The sequence below is a fragment of the Acidobacteriota bacterium genome, assembly GCA_016713675.1.
In the GTDB taxonomy this organism is placed as follows: domain Bacteria; phylum Acidobacteriota; class Blastocatellia; order Pyrinomonadales; family Pyrinomonadaceae; genus OLB17.
The window spans coordinates 1,610,228-1,626,977 of record JADJOS010000001.1 but is presented as its reverse complement, the minus strand read 5'-3'; the positions used below and the strand labels follow the sequence as shown (position 1 = coordinate 1,626,977).

14 protein-coding genes, 1 tRNA gene and 1 pseudogene are annotated in these 16,750 nt (G+C 51.8%); 10 read left to right on the top strand and 6 right to left on the bottom strand.

Annotated features, from left to right (window positions below; translation table 11 throughout):
• Nucleotides 1-6: 6 nt before the first annotated feature.
• The 3 genes and pseudogenes from IPK01_07425 to waaC all read right to left on the bottom strand — a co-directional run bounded on the left by IPK01_07425 (nucleotide 7) and on the right by waaC (nucleotide 3,370).
• The gene (locus IPK01_07425) at nucleotides 7-1,299 is read right to left on the bottom strand and encodes a DUF4912 domain-containing protein (GenBank protein ID MBK7933322.1); all 1,293 of its coding nucleotides are present in this window, start codon (nucleotides 1,297-1,299) and stop codon (nucleotides 7-9) included.
• An 83-nt stretch (nucleotides 1,300-1,382) separates the two neighbouring features.
• Nucleotides 1,383-2,114, bottom strand: a pseudogene (locus IPK01_07420) (DUF3108 domain-containing protein).
• A gap of 203 nt (nucleotides 2,115-2,317) precedes the next feature.
• The gene (gene waaC, locus IPK01_07415; protein ID MBK7933321.1) at nucleotides 2,318-3,370 is read right to left on the bottom strand and encodes a lipopolysaccharide heptosyltransferase I; all 1,053 of its coding nucleotides are present in this window, start codon (nucleotides 3,368-3,370) and stop codon (nucleotides 2,318-2,320) included.
• A 171-nt stretch (nucleotides 3,371-3,541) separates the two neighbouring features.
• On the opposite strand from waaC, the gene IPK01_07410 reads away from it, so the two are divergent.
• From IPK01_07410 to IPK01_07365, 10 genes are all read left to right on the top strand, one after another.
• On the top strand, nucleotides 3,542-4,444 hold the full coding sequence (locus IPK01_07410; protein ID MBK7933320.1) for a hypothetical protein: 903 nt from the start codon (nucleotides 3,542-3,544) through the stop codon (nucleotides 4,442-4,444).
• Nucleotides 4,445-4,694: 250 nt separating this feature from the next.
• Complete coding sequence (locus tag IPK01_07405) at nucleotides 4,695-7,568, top strand: VCBS repeat-containing protein (GenBank protein ID MBK7933319.1); 2,874 nt, start codon at nucleotides 4,695-4,697, stop codon at nucleotides 7,566-7,568.
• A 160-nt stretch (nucleotides 7,569-7,728) separates the two neighbouring features.
• Nucleotides 7,729-8,832, top strand: coding sequence for a redox-regulated ATPase YchF (gene ychF / locus IPK01_07400; protein ID MBK7933318.1), 1,104 nt, complete (start codon nucleotides 7,729-7,731; stop codon nucleotides 8,830-8,832).
• Nucleotides 8,833-8,882: 50 nt separating this feature from the next.
• Nucleotides 8,883-9,350, top strand: coding sequence for a DUF3010 family protein (locus IPK01_07395; protein ID MBK7933317.1), 468 nt, complete (start codon nucleotides 8,883-8,885; stop codon nucleotides 9,348-9,350).
• A gap of 22 nt (nucleotides 9,351-9,372) precedes the next feature.
• Nucleotides 9,373-9,804: a hypothetical protein gene (locus IPK01_07390; GenBank protein MBK7933316.1), complete on the top strand. Its 432-nt coding sequence runs from the start codon at nucleotides 9,373-9,375 to the stop codon at nucleotides 9,802-9,804.
• Nucleotides 9,805-9,899: 95 nt separating this feature from the next.
• Nucleotides 9,900-10,436, top strand: coding sequence for a hypothetical protein (locus tag IPK01_07385; protein MBK7933315.1), 537 nt, complete (start codon nucleotides 9,900-9,902; stop codon nucleotides 10,434-10,436).
• A gap of 112 nt (nucleotides 10,437-10,548) precedes the next feature.
• Nucleotides 10,549-12,645, top strand: coding sequence for a multicopper oxidase domain-containing protein (locus IPK01_07380; protein ID MBK7933314.1), 2,097 nt, complete (start codon nucleotides 10,549-10,551; stop codon nucleotides 12,643-12,645).
• A gap of 5 nt (nucleotides 12,646-12,650) precedes the next feature.
• Nucleotides 12,651-13,175, top strand: a complete 525-nt coding sequence (locus IPK01_07375; protein ID MBK7933313.1) for a DUF3347 domain-containing protein — start codon at nucleotides 12,651-12,653, stop codon at nucleotides 13,173-13,175.
• Nucleotides 13,176-13,295: 120 nt separating this feature from the next.
• Complete coding sequence (locus tag IPK01_07370) at nucleotides 13,296-13,763, top strand: carboxypeptidase regulatory-like domain-containing protein (protein MBK7933312.1); 468 nt, start codon at nucleotides 13,296-13,298, stop codon at nucleotides 13,761-13,763.
• A gap of 151 nt (nucleotides 13,764-13,914) precedes the next feature.
• A complete protein-coding gene (locus tag IPK01_07365; protein ID MBK7933311.1) occupies nucleotides 13,915-14,577 on the top strand; it encodes a DUF305 domain-containing protein in 663 nt (220 codons plus the stop codon).
• Between the two features lie 60 nt (nucleotides 14,578-14,637).
• Here IPK01_07365 and IPK01_07360 read toward each other — a convergent pair.
• From IPK01_07360 to IPK01_07350, 3 genes are all read right to left on the bottom strand, one after another.
• A tRNA-Ile gene (locus IPK01_07360) sits at nucleotides 14,638-14,710 on the bottom strand.
• 54 nt (nucleotides 14,711-14,764) lie between these two features.
• Nucleotides 14,765-16,021, bottom strand: coding sequence for a hypothetical protein (locus tag IPK01_07355; GenBank protein ID MBK7933310.1), 1,257 nt, complete (start codon nucleotides 16,019-16,021; stop codon nucleotides 14,765-14,767).
• Nucleotides 16,008-16,736: a DUF4328 domain-containing protein gene (locus tag IPK01_07350; protein MBK7933309.1), complete on the bottom strand. Its 729-nt coding sequence runs from the start codon at nucleotides 16,734-16,736 to the stop codon at nucleotides 16,008-16,010. The genes IPK01_07355 and IPK01_07350 overlap by 14 nt, the downstream gene beginning before the upstream one ends.
• Nucleotides 16,737-16,750 lie beyond the last annotated feature (14 nt).

Genomic DNA, 16,750 nt, shown 5'->3' with positions numbered 1-16,750 from the left:
AACGGACTATCGAATACTGTGCGAACTGACAGGATCGTACCGCGGGGTGTATTTCGGCGAGAGCACTTTTGTTTTCAGTGTTCGCGGAAAATTGACGAGGCTGGCTCCGTAAACGGCGGGGCCGAATTGTTCTTCGGTCCACTCGGTCTCGTCGATGTCGAAATACTCGGTCAGGGCGGACATGGCACGGCCGGCCTCAATGTTGGCGGCGTTTGCCTGTAGGATCGCGAACAATGCCGGGCTGATGCGGAAACGGAGTTCTTCGAGCGATGTGCCTGATGCAAGTGCGACAAGGGCGTAACGGATCTCTTCGGCGGCGATGCCGCGGATGTCGTTGTCATTGTTGCCGACGAGCCGCGTGAATGCTGTGTGCGAAGCGTCCGACGAGGCGGCGACATCGTCACCGGCCATCGCGGCGTCAAACGCATCACGCGAGAATCCGGCGACATCGAGAACCTCGGCAAATTTGTTTGCCGACACGGTCCAGTCGGATTCGGTCGCCGCACGCGGGCTGGGCGAACGTCGCGGCGTAGATATCGTGTTCGAATAGACAATGCGAAAATACGGCCGGTTCGGTGCGTAAAAACCGATCTCGGCCTGATATTCCCCGTCCGGTTCGACGTCGAACCACCAGTTCCCTTCGGCCTCGCATTGGCTGATCGTTTCGCGGTCCGTGCGTTTGTCGATCAGCTTGACGACGAGCGTGTAGCTGCCTAGGTCGTCGCCGAAAACATTGCGCAGCGTGTGCCACGGATTTTCGCGGATCGACCAGTAGAAATACAAACGTGTCGGCGTCTGCATTTGCAGACGGGCTCGATTCTCGCGTTTCAGTTCGGGGAGTTTGACTTCAGCGAGGGCCTTGAATACAGGCGAAAGATCGGCCTTTGGTTCGCTCGCGGCGAGTTCGTTGGTCACGTCAAGATCGGTTTTCTTGATGCTCTTCGTTTTTGTCGCCTTGATCGCTGATTTTGATTGTCCGGCTGCTACGGTCGTCGTCTCTGACACTGCTTTGACCGCGACGGCCTTCGACGCTGTTTTTGCTCCACGCTTCTTTGTCGGCGACGACGCGACCGCCTCGACGGCAATTTCGGCGAACGGGTCAAGGGTGACCTTTTTTGCCGATTTGCGAGCCGCTTTTTTTGGCGTTTCGGAAATTACTCTTGTCTCTCTGACCGTGGCAGTCTTCCTTGCCGTCGGCTTTTTTGCGCTGTTGTCTACAACAGCCGTCGCGAACGGATCGACCTCGATCACTGCTGCCTTTTTATTTGCTTTCTTTGTTTTTGCCACCTTTGTCTTCATAACGCAATAAACCGCAACGTACATTATGCGACTTTGTGAAGAAAGTTACAAGCTTTATCGAAAATTGCGGTGTTAAATGGAGGTTACTTGCTAGCCAATCTTAGCCGGACATCGAACTCGCCATAGGTCGTGTTAACGTGGGCGCGGACAGGTATTTTGCGGTCGTCATCCATGAGCCAGATGATCATATTGCCTTTTTGCTCGATGAGATGGCCTTTCCCGAAGACCGTGGGTTCCAGGCGCCAGCACCATACCTTGCCGAAGATGGTCTTTTGCCGTTCGCGTTTCGTTATTCGAACGGGAACATTGTAAACGAGCCCGGAGTCGCTGATCGCCACTTCGAAGTTCTGCCCGACCGCAAGTTTCATCGGCCGGATAGAGTAGATACCGGTAACGAGGTCGTACATCGGTTCTTCGATCGCAGAAGCGATGCGGCGGGGCGGGCGGTTCCGGTCTTTCGGATCTGTCTCGACATAACTGACACGCCGTTGCGTGTAATCAAAATCGGCGATGCTGTCGCGGACACGCTCTTTTTGAACGTCGTGTTTGGTCGTTTTGAGGACACGCTGATTCGTAAAATCGACGATCGACTCATAGTCCTGGAGAAAGCTGAATCCGAACAATTTAAGCAATGTGCCCTTGGACGTAGCTTTGGCCCGGATGCGGTAATTTGTGGAATTGGGAATATTTTCGGCCGTGAACACTACGTCAGCTATCGAAATGGCGATAAGCAGACGGCTGATCTTGCCTTCGTATGTAAGTGTCTCACCGGACGTGAACGGAAGCGGCTTCGCGGCCTTTTCGAGCTGTGCCGGCGCTAATAAACGAAAACGCCGCCAAAAATACTAGTAACGAAACCCTGAAGTACAACAGCATATCAACTTAGTCTAAGACTTCACCAAATTACTTAGAGGCAATCATCCGAACTACGGTTGCCGTAGGCGTTTGCGACAAATAGAGTATATCCGAAAAATCGATTCTGCGCCTGTTTGGTTCCGCACAGACGAGAGCCCGCTATTTATGAATCGCTCGGGCGCGGTTCGCTCGTCGAGATCCGGCGGATAACAGCCGCCATAACCGAGTCGACATCTGAGTCCATGCAGATCCAATTGTCACATGTTCGCCGATGGCAATCGACGCGGCATGTGATATCGGTTCGTTCAACACAAATATCGCCTGGAGTCAAACTGCCGTTTCTCCACCATTCGGTAGGGCCGAAAAGCCCGACGACCGGTATTCCCGCAGCCACCGCTAAATGTGTAGGCCCGGTGTCGCCGCCGACATAGATTCGTGCCTGACGCGCAAGTTCATAAAACCCTTTGAGGCTCGGCTGAGTTAATATCAGTTTCCCTGTCCGGCTGTTTGCGACGACCGTTTGTGCTAGTTCGACCTCGTTTGGAGCAGTGGCGACGACCGAGATCATACCCGTTTCTTCAAATATGCGGTCTGCCAGTTCGCCGAATTTTTCGGCGTGCCACAGCTTCGTCACCCAGCCGCCGGCAGGGTTAAGGATGGCGAATTTTTCGCCTGATCGAGCGATTATCGCTCCCGCCTCCGCTCGATGATCGTAGGTAGTTGCGATCGGGAATTCTATAAGAGCATCGTCGTATTCAAATCCAAGGGTGGACGATGCGAGACGAAGTTGTTTTCGGATTATATGTGTCTTCGGTTCGATCGAAACCGTATTTGTTAGAAAATAACGGCTTGCCTTCTCTCGCAAGTCTCTTTTCGCAAATCCCCAGCGCTGCTTTGCTCCGCTGATCTTAGCGATCGCAGCAGATTTAATGAGCCCCTGAAAATCGATCGCAATGTCGTACTTGTGCTTTCGGATCAATTTTGCCTGCCACGAGATCTCGGAAACGATCTTGTCGACGACTTTCCCACGTATCGAACGCGTGTCGATCTCGATCAAATTGTCAACGAGCGGACAACCGCGAATAATTTCAGCCGAACGAGCCTCAACGACCCAAGAAATCTGTGCCTCAGGCAGCGCCCGCCTTATGGCCGCGACCGCTGGCAACGCATGAATTATGTCGCCGATGCTGCTCAGCTTTACTATCAGTATTCGCATCCGATTCAAAGCTAAATCGTAACATTGACGTAAACTAAGCAAAAGTGAGTGTTTTGTAATCGAATGTGAATACAACAATGCCAACCACTCGAATCGACAATGTATTTTGGGTTATGCTGTTGCACGTTTGTGTGATTTAGAATTGGGCTCCGTAGAGCTTGGATTTAACAAATGATAGAAAAATACGCCCTTTTCTTCTTGAGATCGAACGAACATTTTCCGGAGGGCACTCTGTTTGAACTCGCCGATACCACGCAGCCCAGTTTGCCGGATAGAGGTGATGGCGAGGCGGTTCTCATTGATATGGAAAGGTTGATCCGATGTCCGGAGTTTGCCGAGAATGTCCCGCCCGGGCAATGTCCGGTTGCTGTGACGTCGGTTTCGAAAGGTGATCTGAATAATGTGACCATTGACCAAACGCTGCATTATCAGGTTGTCGAGATTCCGTTTGCTGTTGAGATCAGCCAGGTTTTGTCGGCAACGGTAAATGACCGTCTGCACGGCCTGGAGGTTGAGCGGTATGAATCGTCAATTGTTGACCGCAAATATAGGCTGCACATCGGGCATTTGCGGCCGGGGTTTTATGAAGCGATCTGCGAACTTCCCGATAGTGAACAGCTACTGATAACATTTATCAAGTTCTTTCCAAAACAGTTCACCGACCGATATGCTGAGATCGCTCAGAACGAACAATTACGGCGTAACGGTAATGATGCCCGTAGAGTCCCAATTCCTTCGATCGCGATAGCACCGCACCACCGCGGCGATGTATTCTCCGACGAACTGCTCAATTACGCCCTCAAACTCACAACAGAATGGGGAGAAAACTACGGTAAGCCGATTAAAGAACGGATATTACGACTGTTTCCCGAACTTTCGGATCAAGAGATAGACGCCCTTACTAAAATCTCACGAGAGGCCGAATACTACATCTACGACCTCGCCGCTCAGGAACTCGATGGCAAAATAAACGAGCACGACATCGTTCCATTTGCACGGGGAAAATTTACTTGGCTAGACCGTGAGAATTCCTCTCGCCTCGCAAATATCGGGATGTTTTACGCCCGGAAATGACCAAAAATCTCAGTCTGTCTCCTATATCAAAAATCAAAATTCGAGGATCCGGATCTTACTCGAATGCTCCAAGTGTGCCCTGATTCGCAAAAAAACATTTGATATTTCGTGGTTTCAGGGTATTATTGACGATATTTTACTTCCAAAGCTACAACTTGGGCCGGTTAGGTCATTTCGAGAATCGGCAAACTATTGACCAGTTGCGTTCGATAGTCAGTGACTTTTGCACCATCAAATTAAGGAGAAAGAAATGAAGTTTAGTTTATTTTTGGCGATCGCGTTTGTATCGTCGATCTTGATCTCGTTGCCGACAACCGCTGACGCGGCCGGTGACAATGTGTGGAACAAGGCGATCGAGAGCAGAATTCCGGCTCGCGGCACTCGCGGCGTTTACCCGGACTCTTACGAGGTTTACAGACTTGATCAGGCGTCGCTTCGCGGAGTTTTAGAAAGATCACCGATGGAATTTTCCGAAGCAGCTCGACAGTCGGAAAACATATTTTCAATACCGACACCCGACGGCAGATTTGAACGGTTTCGGATCATCGAATCGCCGGTGCTTTCTCCGGACTTATCGGCTCAATATCCCGATTGGAAGACCTATCAGGCCTATGGAGTCGATGATCCTGCCGCCACCGCTCGATTGGGCTGGACGCTGAACGGATTTCACGCGACGGTCTGGTCACCGAAAGGCACATATCAGGTTGACCCTTACCAACTGCGTGACGTCGAAAATTACATCGTTTATTTCAAAAAGGATGTTTCCCGCACTCAACAGTTTCATTGTGATTTCGACGAGCAGCTTTTTAAGGGCGGCGAGCCTACGATGGATTTCCTGATCGCACCCGAATTCTCTCATGGTACGCAGATCCGAACCTATCGGTTAGCGATCGCTGTGACCGCGGAATACACCGCGGTTTTCGGAAGTCAGGCAAATGCGTTGGCACAGGTCACAACAACGGCAAACCGAATGAACGGGATCTATCGCAAGGATTTTGCCGTCGGACTGCAACTAGTTTCGGGAACAAATCTGATCTATACCGACCCCGCGACCGACCCGTATACGAATGTTATTAACAGTGCACAGCTGGACGCCAATCAAACGAACATTAACACGGTTGTAGGCGTTGCAAACTATGACGTCGGACATCTGTTTGCAACCAGCAATAACGGCCTCGCGAATCTCTCTTCGTTCTGCGGAGCAAGTAAGGCACGCGGAGCCTCAGGCCAGCCAAATCCGCAGGGCGACGGCTTTGACGTAGATTACGTAGCTCACGAGATCGGCCATCAGATCGGAGCGAATCACACCTTTAACTCCGATCCTAACTGCGGGTCGGGCAGCACGGCGGCCCGAAAAGAGCCCGGCAGCGGCGCTACCATTATGAGCTATGCCGGTATTTGTTCGAGCACTTCGAACCTCCAACGTAATTCGATCGACAATTTCCTGGGCCACAGCCAGCAAGAGGCGATCGCATTTCTCGGTGCCGGCGGTGCCGGATGCGGAACCTTGGCCGGTTCAAATCAGGTCCCGACCGTTACGGCTCCGGCAGCGGTATCGATACCGTTCAACACCCCTTATGCGTTGACGGCGACTGCCTCTGACGGCAATGGCGATCCGCTGACCTATTCATGGGAACACAATACATCCAGCGGCGGTTTGACATCAAATTACCCCGCAACCACCGATGACGACGACACAAATCTTGGTGCGAGCCGAATTCTGATGCGTCCGTACTCACCATCGACAAGCCCGACGCGTACCTTCCCTTCGTTGACATATATTCTGAATAACGCCAACGAAGCTCCGGTCACATTTACCGGCACTTCAGCCACCGGTTCTGTATGTGCAGCCACCTGCATCACAGGCGAAGATCTGCCGTCCGTCGCTCGAACAATAAACTATCGCGTGACCGTCCGCGACAACCTCGGCGGCGTTGCTGACGCCACGACCGACGTGACTTTCGTAAATACGACAACGCCGTTCACGGTGACATCACAAAATTCGGCCGTTTCGTATGCCGGGAACTCGGCCCAGACCGTGACGTGGAATGTGAGCGGTACAACTGCTGCACCGATCAATACGGCGAACGTTAAAATTACATTTTCTGCTGATGGCGGAACAACATTTCCATATACGTTGGTAGCCGCTACGCCAAATGACGGGTCGGATACTATTTTGATACCTAACGTAAGTACAACAACCGGCAGGATCAAGGTCGAAGCGGTTTCCAACATCTTTTTTGACATAAATAATGCAAGCGTGACCGTTACGGCCGCACCGGTTGCCGGCATTCGTGCCCCCTTCGATTACGATGGTGATGACAAAACGGATCTGTCGATCTTTCGTCCTGGCGTCGGTCAATGGTGGGTGAACCGCAGTTCGAACGGCACCAACTTTGCATTGGCATTTGGCTCTGCTACAGACGAGATCACGCCAGCTGATTTCACCGGCGACCAGAAGTCCGACTTTGCGTTCTTTAGGTCGACGACCGGAGCTTGGTTCGTATTGAGAAGCGAAGATTTTTCGTTCTTCTCTTTCCCGTTCGGTACAACCGGCGATACGCCGATCACCGGTGATTTTGACGGTGACGGCAAAGCCGACGCTACGGTTTTCAGGCCTTCGACCAACACATGGTTTATTCAGAAATCGACCGGAGGCACTGACATACTCGGATTCGGTGCGGCGGGAGATAAGCCTGTTGTCGGCGACTACGACGGTGACGGCAAGGCCGATATTGCTATTTTCCGTCCGTCGGTCGGCCAGTGGTGGGTCCGCCGCAGTTCAAATGGTACTGTGTTTGCATTGGCGTTCGGCGTATTGACTGATAAACCGGTCCAAGGTTACTACACCGCCGACAACAAGACAGACATTGCACTCTGGCGGCCGTCGACGGGCACCTGGTTCATCTTAAGGAGCGAAGATAATTCGTTCTACTCCGCACCGTTCGGCGTTACCACGGACATTACTGTTCCCGGTGATTATGACGGTGACGATAGATACGACACCGCTGTTTTCCGTCCGTCGACCAACACCTGGTTCGTTCAACGGACGACTGCGGGGACGCTGATACAGGCATTCGGTGCGGCGGGAGATATTCCAACACCAAATGCTTATGTGCCTTAATTCCTGAGGAGTAACCCTGTTGAGGCCGAAGCCAGACATTACGTTCGCTTCGGCCTCTTTTTGCTGTGTGGTGGGGCTGCCCCGATCACCGCTGCGTGGTAAATTTGGCCGTCAGAATGTAATATAAGAAGTTTGGAACTGGTCTGTACGGAACGTCTTTATGTTACAAGCTGGAATTGTTGGCCTGCCCAACGTCGGAAAATCTACACTTTTTAACGCTTTGACCGCTCAGGAAGCTGCTCTCGCGGCGAATTATCCGTTCGCGACGATCGAGCCGAATGTCGGTGTAGTTGCCGTGCCGGATGAACGCCTCGCCGTTCTTGAAAAGCTAAATAACGCACAGAAAACGGTGCCGGCGACGGTCGAATTTCTCGACATCGCAGGCCTTGTTCGCGGTGCATCAAAGGGCGAAGGTCTGGGCAATCAATTCCTCGCAAACATTCGCGAAACGCACGCGGTTATACAGGTCGTACGCTGTTTTGACGACGACAATATCATCCACGTCGAAGGCTCGGTCAACCCGATCCGCGATATCGAAACCATCCAGATCGAACTCGCTCTTGCCGATCTCGGTTCGGCCGAGAAACGCAAGGACAAGGCTGAACGCGCCGCCAAATCGGGGACGGATAAAGAAGCGAAACGCGACCTTGAGATCCTCAACAAAATACTGCCAGTCCTCGAAGAAGGCCGCCCGGCACGTGCCGCCGACCTGACGGACGACGAAAAGGCGATCGTAAAGACGTGGTTCTTTCTTTCGTCAAAACCGACGATCTATGCCGCCAATGTTGACGAAGAAACGCTCGCCGATCCGGATTCAAATCCGCACGTTCAAGCAGTTAAAAAACACGCCGCCGCCGAAAAAGCCGATGTCGTTGTCATTTGCGCAAAACTCGAGGCAGAGTTGGTCGCCCTCGATCCTGCCGAACGTGCGGAATATCTCAAGGACCTCGGACTCAAGTCGTCCGGCGTCGATGAGCTGATCAAGGCGGCGTATCACATGCTTGGGCTAATGAGTTTTTTGACGGCAGGTGAAAAAGAGGTTCGTGCATGGACGATCCCGATCGGCACAAAGGCACCTACCGCCGCGGGCGAGATACACACCGACATCGAACGCGGTTTTATCCGCGCCGAGATCATTGGCTACGACGACCTCGTTGCCTGCGGCTCTCGTAAAGCCGCCAGCGAAAAAGGCCTCGCCCGCCTCGAAGGCAAAGAGTACATCATGCAGGATGGCGATGTGGTGGATTTTAGATTTAATGTCTAGGCTGTTTTCAGATCGTTGGTGTTCTCTCCGCATACGCGTAAACTAAGGTCATGGCGAGAATATGCGGTATCGACCTCGATAAGAACGAAGCCCGCCTTGTGATCCTCGATGGGCATGGAGCAGATTTTGAGCTGATCGAAACCGAGATCACACGGATTGGCATTGGCGAGCCAAAGGATCAATCCGAGGTAAAGGAATTTCACGTCGCGATCCAAAGGTTTTTTGACGATCAGCATATCGATAACGTTGCCATCCGTGAACGCCTGTCAAAGGGCAGGATGAAAGGAGGCACGATCACGTTCAAACTCGAGGGCCTGATCCAAATCTGCCGCCAGGAGGTAGTGATCCTCTCGCCGGCGACGATCCGAAAAGCGATGTCGGCCGCAAATATCGAATTTGCCGAACTGCCGATCGCCAAATACCAGCACGAGGCATACGGGGCCGCCTATTGCTTGATGACCGGTTGTTTTGTAAAATCAAAAAATATTAGTGACGCAAGTCACACTCTCCGAGGCTAATTCGGTGTAGACTGATTACGTTATGTGGTTATTACGAAAAAACTCGACCTTGGTCACTCGATTCGTAATTGCCTTTGTCTGCATGAATCTCGGCGGAGCAATGTGTTTGACATATTGCAGCCAATCGGCCAAGGCCGCTCCCTTAGCATTGGCGGCGATGCCTTCGCATTGCGAGCATCACAAGAAACAAGCAAAACCGCCGACAAAAGATAATGATCGTGCATCTGCCAAAGCGGCGGCTTGCTGCACAATGCCCGTGAGCATGATCGCGGCTCCGGTCGAAGAACGCGGGATCATCGCGTTTGCCGATACGGTCGTAGTTGCTTCGGCAACGGTCACGCCGATTGAACTGTTTCGCACCTTTTCCTCAAATCGCGTCGTCGAACGCGTCTATCGTCCGCCTCCGCTGGACCAACGCAGCACCCGTCTGCGAAATTGTGTTTTCCGTATTTGATCGAACAAATGCGTAAGAGCCCTTCTTATGTTCGTTCTTGCGCGCATTTGTGCGTATTTACACCATTTGTTTAGTTATACTTACGGAGAATTGCAATGAAAAGGAATATATTTATCGCTCTCGCCGCGACGATGGTCCTCGGGCTCGCAGTCGCAGTTTACGCTCTCAATACTACATCTACAGTTGATACCTCAGCCGCCGTTTCTTGCTGCTGCTGCAGCGGTGATTCGTGTCCGATGAAAGACAAGAACGCTGCCGCAAAGACCGGAGCTGCCGACAAGCACGAAGGCTGCTGCTGCAAGGGAGACGGTGCCTCGTGCCCGATGATGAAGGATGGCAAAATGGCCGCCGATGGCGACCATTCGTGCCCGATGATGAAAGCCGGTGCCGATCACAAAATGTCCGGCAATATGGAAGGCATGAAGCATGACAGCAAGATGGCCGCTAACGGCGATCATTCGTGCCCGATGATGAAAGACGGAAAGGCTCATGACATGAAAGACATGAAGAGCATGGATCCGAAGACCCACGAAATGCACAAGAACATGGCCGCCACGGCCGACGGCAAGAGCGGATGCTCATGCCCTTGTTGTGCACACGGAAAAGCAAAGAAAGACGCTCCGGCGATCTAATTACTGACGATCGAACGCGTGAGGCCCCGACAGCTATTTGCGTCGAGGCCTCGACGCGTCGGCGCTTGTATCGGCGTGCGCGTTTGCCATGCCCGACGGAGATGTACTTTCAATGAAATTCGTTCTATTTTCTGCGTGCATTCTTGCCGCCGTGTGGGCCGTGCCGGCTCAGAACGTCGTTCGTTACGAATTAACTATCGACGAAACGACCGTCAACTATTCCGGCAAGTCGGTCAAGGCACTGGCTATCAACGGCCAGATCCCGGCACCGACGCTCACGTTTACCGAGGGCGACATTGCCGAGATCCACGTCAAAAACAACCTCAAAGAAGAATCGTCGCTGCATTGGCACGGCATCTTGCTGCCGAACGAGCAGGACGGCGTTCCGTATCTGACGACGACGCCTATCGCTCCGGGCGGGACGCATAATTTTCGTTTTCCGATCAAACAGAGCGGCACGTATTGGTACCATTCGCACAGTAACCTACAGGAGCAGCGTGGCCTATACGGGCCGTTTATAATAAAGAAGCGCGACGAGCCGGCGATGCCGAATTACACCGTTCTGCTTAGCGACTGGACGGACGAGAGCCCGCATGAGGTTCACCGTTCGCTCAAAAATGCCAACGATTGGTATGCGATCAAAAAGGACGCCGTCCAGAGCTACGGCGAGGCCGCAAATGCCGGTGCCCTCAAAGCAAAGTTTCGACAGGAATGGCAGCGGATGAACGCGATGGACGTGTCTGACGTCTATTACAATGCGTTTCTGACAAATGGAAAGAAGGAAGACGCTTCGCCGGATTTCAAAGCGGGCGACAAAGTTCGCCTGCGGATCATCAACGGCTCGGCTTCGACGTATTTTTGGGTGCAGTTTGCCGGCAGCCAACTGTCTGTCGTGGCAAGCGACGGTATGGACGTCGTGCCGGTCAACGTTGACCGCATGATGATCGCCGTTGCGGAGACGATGGATGTGATCGTCACCATTCCCGAGAACAAGTCATTCGAACTTCGCTCGACCGCCGAGGACCGGACCAAAGCAACATCGCTCTGGCTCGGCAGCGGCGAAAAGGTCGCGGCTCCTGTGCTGCCGAAGCTCAAACTCTTCGAAGGAATGAAGATGATGAACGACATGGGCAAGCACAAGATGGAAATGAGCTATCAGCAGATGGATATGAACGATGTGATGTATCCGGAAACCGTGCCCGACCCGGCAAATCCCGATGCCGAGCCGCGTGTGACGCTGAATTACGGAATGCTCAAGTCGCCCACGAAAACGGCATTCGACCCGAAACAGCCGGTCCGCGAGCTCAAATTCCGCCTCACCGGCAATATGAACCGCTACATGTGGAGCATGGACGACAAGCCGCTTTCTAAATCGGACAAGATCTTGATCAAAAAGGGCGAAGTCGTTCGCATCACGATGTACAACGACACGATGATGCGGCACCCGATGCATTTGCACGGGCATTTTTTCCGAGTTCTCAACGGCCAGGGCGACTATTCGCCGCTCAAAAATGTTCTCGACATTATGCCGATGGAGGAGGACGTCATCGAGTTCGACGCGAATGAGGAGAAAGACTGGTTCTTTCATTGCCACATTCTCTATCACATGATGTCCGGAATGGGCCGCGTATTTTCGTATGAGAATTCACCGCCGAACACACAGGTCGCACCGACCAAGCAGAACTGGAATTTCTTCAAGAAAGAGGACGAGCGGATGGTGCATACGATGTTTAATGTCGCGGCCCAATCGAACGGTATTTTCGGACACGCGATGGTGATGAACAATTACTACTTCGGTGCGACAAAGTTTCACTTCAATCCGAAACATGGTTTTGAAAGCGAGAACCGCTTGGGACGGTTTATCGATAAGGCCCAGTTCCTCAATATCTATGCCGGTTTTGAATTCAACCGTGAAGAGAACCACGCGATGCACCGCTGGGAAAACGAGGTATTTGGGACGCTTGGGTTTGAATATACGCTGCCGATGTTCGTTAAGGCCGACGCCCGGGTTACCACGCAGGGAAAATTTCGGCTGCAGCTCAGTCGTGAGGACATTCCACTCTCAAAACGGCTGCGAATAGATGCGATGTGGAACACCGACAAGGAATATGAGGTTGGCTTTCGATACATCCTTACAAAACGACTGCAGCTTACCGGCAATTATTACAATCACTACGGCCTCGGTGCAGGCCTCACTTACAACTACTAAAAAATATGAAAAGCTATCTCGTGTTGGTTACGTTTCTGTTGATCGCTCTAACGGCTTCCGTAAGTGCTCAGGACCTGGGTAAGATCGACCCGGCCGTGCAAACGCAGATCGGTGCGGCACTGACTGCTTACTATTCCTTGAAAGATGCAATGGTCGATTCGAACGCCGATGCCGCGAATCTGAAATCCGACGATCTTCTTACTGCCCTCGATAGGGTCGATGCGGCTAAAATGAACACGGCTCAAAAAACGCAGTGGGACAAGCTATCGCGTTCGATCCGCAGCGATGCAAGTCATATAAAGGAAAACGAAGACCTCGTCCACCAGCGTGACCATTTTGTTAAGCTCTCGAGCAATATGTATTCACTCGTATTTGGCTTTAAGGCTAATGAGACCGAGGCGTATTTGCAGTATTGCCCAATGAAAAAGGCTTCGTGGCTTTCGGATAAAAAAGAAATTCGCAATCCGTATTACGGCAATAAAATGCTCGATTGCGGCTCGGTCAAGGCAACTTTGAAAACAAACAAATGAGCGACTTGTCGTTTAACAAAGCGTGACAGGTGTCACATTTAGCTTTTTTACTGTATGCCATATTTACGAGAGGAGTCTCAACATTGATTCCAAATTTGAACTTAATCATGGGAGGTCAATATGAAAAAGTTACTTATGCTAACCGTAATCTGCCTGTGTTCATCTTTGTTTTTGACAGCTCAAGACACTATAAAATGCTCCGGAACTGTAACGGAATGGGTTGACGGAAAACAGAAGGTATTATCGGGTGCAACAGTTGTAGTCGGCAAACAGATCAGCCTTTTAGTTGGAGTAGAACGCAATAGAGGAGTCGATACCGTAAAAGGTCAAGTTGCTGCAAAATCAACCACAGATTCAAACGGATTTGCCTCGGTCTCAGTACCGAAAGGCTTTTATACCGTGATTATCTGGAAAGCAGGTTATGTGCCTCAAACTTACAGCGGTGTAGAAGCAAAATCTTATAAATACATAGGAAGCATCAGTAAGGATACGTCGATGCAGGGATTACATACATCTCTGGCCTTCGAGAAACGAAGGTCGATCGTGGACATGCCCGATAGAGTGCCAACGAGTAATAAGAAACCTTAGCGGTAGCGGAAGTCGGTTAACTTTGGTTGCAAAATTGTCCTATTGGAATACCTTGTGGCTTTCCGAAATATCGGAACCGCAATCTGGACCAGAGCGAAAGTACGCTCGATCGCGGATCAGTTGAGGCGACATTAAGGAAGATGAAGATACTATGAAAACTCAATACTTCACGATCATTCTGCTGGTGATCTCGGCCCTTAGCCTTTCGTGCTCGCGACAGATGCCGTCTGCCAATACCGATCCGCACGCAGGGATGAACCACAACGCTAATCAAAACCCGACCGTTCCGCCCGGTGCGGATCACGGCGGGATGGACCACACGATGCAGAGTTCGCCAAATGCAGCGACGGCCGCGTACGACCTTCAGTTTTTGGACACGATGATCGAACACCACAAAGGCGCCGTTATGATGGCCGGTCCGGCGACGGCCAGGGCCCTGCACCCTGAGATCAAAACGCTCGCGACCGATATTATATCGAGTCAGCAGAACGAGATCGGTCAGATGAAAGTGTGGCGTGATAAATGGTTTCCGGGTGCCGCAGCCGCGTTGAATATGGAGATGCCGGGAATGGCCGATTCAATGAAAGGCATGGACATGAAAATTCTCACTATTGTCAGCGGGAACGATTTTGATCTTGCATTCATCAAGCAAATGGTCCCGCATCACGCGGGCGCGGTGATGATGGCAAATGATGCCCTGCAAAGATCTTCAAAACCTGAGATCAAAACGCTTGCCGCCGCCATAATAAAGGCACAGGAATCTGAGATCAAACAAATGAAGGAATGGCAGACCGCGTGGAGTAAGACAAAATAACGGCTGAAAGTGGAGCAGCTGTCGCCTTCGCTTATGAAAGACAATAAGGAAAAATGAGTATGCCCTCGGTAGGATTCGAACCTACAACCAACGGATTATGAGTCCGCTGCTCTAACCGTTGAGCTACAAGGGCATAACTCAATTAGTCTAAATTATTCTGTTTTTTGCCGCAAACAACCGCCGCAAATCACGACAATAACGGCTGGAAAATGACGGAGTCGCGAATTCGCTGTTCCTTTTCGGCCAACGCATGAGCAGCAGTTGGTTCGCCATGTTCGGCTCGAAACGCGGTCGTGATCTCGTCGCCGGAGCGACCGTTAAGGATCTGCTCGAAGACATAGAGATCGATATCGTCAAAACCCGGAATTCCCAGAGCGTTCGTCTTTTCATCGCCCGCGATACGAGTATTGGCAAGGTCGTACGTCCAATCGAGTACTTTCTCGATCGGATCGGCATCAGAGAAACGCTGCTTGATGAGGGAGAATATCTGATCGCGCCCATCGACGTTGAGCATTAATGCCAGGAAGAACCTATGGGCCGCATCGGTGACCACCTGGCGGCGGCGGACGATCGCGTCTATCTTATTCTGATGCTCAAATACCGGACGAAAGACGTCCGAGCCATGTCGATTCTCAGCAATTAAGAGGAATTCGTTGAATCTCGCCTGCCGCGCGGTCAGCCCGAACATTTCGTCCACGACCGTCGAACGCAACATTTGCCTAAGGTTTGTTAATATCTGGTATGTCGTCTTAAAATCGAAAGTTTCGATCCAACGGCTGATCATATTATCCGCCTCTTCGTGATCGGCCCGGATCAGTGCGGCAGCGATCTGCAGTTTCTTCGTAACAGTTTCCAGTTCAAAAAAAGGATCGATCGCGAGATTCGGTTTGTGATAGCTGTATTGCGGCAGATGCAGTGGGCTGCGGTCGGTACGAACAACTATCGTCGCCGATGGCCGGTCCAGGTGGAAAAGCGAGTGGATGTAATCGCGCCCTCCGGCAATTTCTTGGATATCACCGGCGCCCAGCAGTTCACACTTTTTGAGCGACATGCTTCCAACCTCGGCGAACTTGTTTATCGAGCGTGCTTTTTCAAAGTCATACCAGCTGTGAATGCTCGAACCGTTCATTACCTGAAACGCCCCACAAAATCCATGCTGATGAATGGCAGTTGTCGCTTCGAACCAAAAATAGACGTCAATGTGAAACCGCAGACCTGAAAATACTGTCACCGGCGGATCGGCAAAATTGGCATGAACGTCACGCTGACGCGGCAGCTCATATTCGCCAAGAGCCCATTCAGCGACTTCCCAGATCGTCACCTTCGACGGCACGTCTGCCCGGCTCAATGCATCGGCCGCGATTGACGGCAGCTCGGCCTCGTTGTAATTTACCAGCCGCCAGCGATCTTCGATCTCGCGGCCGAGTTGCTTAAAAACTTCCATATTGCTGATCGATTGGTGCTGAGAATTTGGGCGGCGGCGGCGGCGTATCGATGGTGACAGCTCCGAATCGGGCAAACCGCGCTTCCTGGCGTTCGGTTATTGATAAAACGACTCTGATTGCCAGGATCGTTGCGACGACCCAGACCAACGATTCGACGATACCTGTATAGCCGAGTATCGCCTCTTCGCCCGGCTTTGCTGCTAACTCGAGCCTGCCTGTCAGATTGGAAATGATGTTACCTATGATCCAAAACGCCCACCAGACCCCCATAAATGTTGGTGCGGACGACTGAATACCGGTTAAAAACCCGCCGTCGACGTCGGCATCCGGATCGCTTTCGGCCCAGGCCGTGCGAACGGCTTGAAACGGCTTTACCAAATTTGCAAAGGGAACGAACCACCAACCGACCGCCCATCCGGGCGTGAAATCAGTTTGATCCGAACGGAGTGCGTGTAAATTGGTAAACACCCGATGAAGCCACATTAGAAACGTCACTACCGAAAAGATGAACGCCGGCAGCAGCACAAGAGAGACGAGCCCGCTGAACAATAACCAGATCGAAAGCTGATCGCTATCGCCTAGATCGACCGAACGACTCGGATCTATTACAAGTCCAAACCCTGCGACCAAAAACAAAATTCGACAAACGCCGACTATACCCAGACCTGCGATCGCAAGCCGCGACAGAAGCACCGGGGAGCGAAAAGGATTCATTGAGAGACCTCCTG

Coding starts and splice junctions, on each gene's coding strand:
- IPK01_07425 (MBK7933322.1), bottom strand. CDS start 1,299: ATGAAGACAAAGGTGGCAAAAACAAAGAAAGCAAATAAAAAGGCAGCA.
- waaC (MBK7933321.1), bottom strand. CDS start 3,370: ATGCGAATACTGATAGTAAAGCTGAGCAGCATCGGCGACATAATTCAT.
- IPK01_07410 (MBK7933320.1), top strand. CDS start 3,542: ATGATAGAAAAATACGCCCTTTTCTTCTTGAGATCGAACGAACATTTT.
- IPK01_07405 (MBK7933319.1), top strand. CDS start 4,695: ATGAAGTTTAGTTTATTTTTGGCGATCGCGTTTGTATCGTCGATCTTG.
- ychF (MBK7933318.1), top strand. CDS start 7,729: ATGTTACAAGCTGGAATTGTTGGCCTGCCCAACGTCGGAAAATCTACA.
- IPK01_07395 (MBK7933317.1), top strand. CDS start 8,883: ATGGCGAGAATATGCGGTATCGACCTCGATAAGAACGAAGCCCGCCTT.
- IPK01_07390 (MBK7933316.1), top strand. CDS start 9,373: ATGTGGTTATTACGAAAAAACTCGACCTTGGTCACTCGATTCGTAATT.
- IPK01_07385 (MBK7933315.1), top strand. CDS start 9,900: ATGAAAAGGAATATATTTATCGCTCTCGCCGCGACGATGGTCCTCGGG.
- IPK01_07380 (MBK7933314.1), top strand. CDS start 10,549: ATGAAATTCGTTCTATTTTCTGCGTGCATTCTTGCCGCCGTGTGGGCC.
- IPK01_07375 (MBK7933313.1), top strand. CDS start 12,651: ATGAAAAGCTATCTCGTGTTGGTTACGTTTCTGTTGATCGCTCTAACG.
- IPK01_07370 (MBK7933312.1), top strand. CDS start 13,296: ATGAAAAAGTTACTTATGCTAACCGTAATCTGCCTGTGTTCATCTTTG.
- IPK01_07365 (MBK7933311.1), top strand. CDS start 13,915: ATGAAAACTCAATACTTCACGATCATTCTGCTGGTGATCTCGGCCCTT.
- IPK01_07355 (MBK7933310.1), bottom strand. CDS start 16,021: ATGGAAGTTTTTAAGCAACTCGGCCGCGAGATCGAAGATCGCTGGCGG.
- IPK01_07350 (MBK7933309.1), bottom strand. CDS start 16,736: ATGAATCCTTTTCGCTCCCCGGTGCTTCTGTCGCGGCTTGCGATCGCA.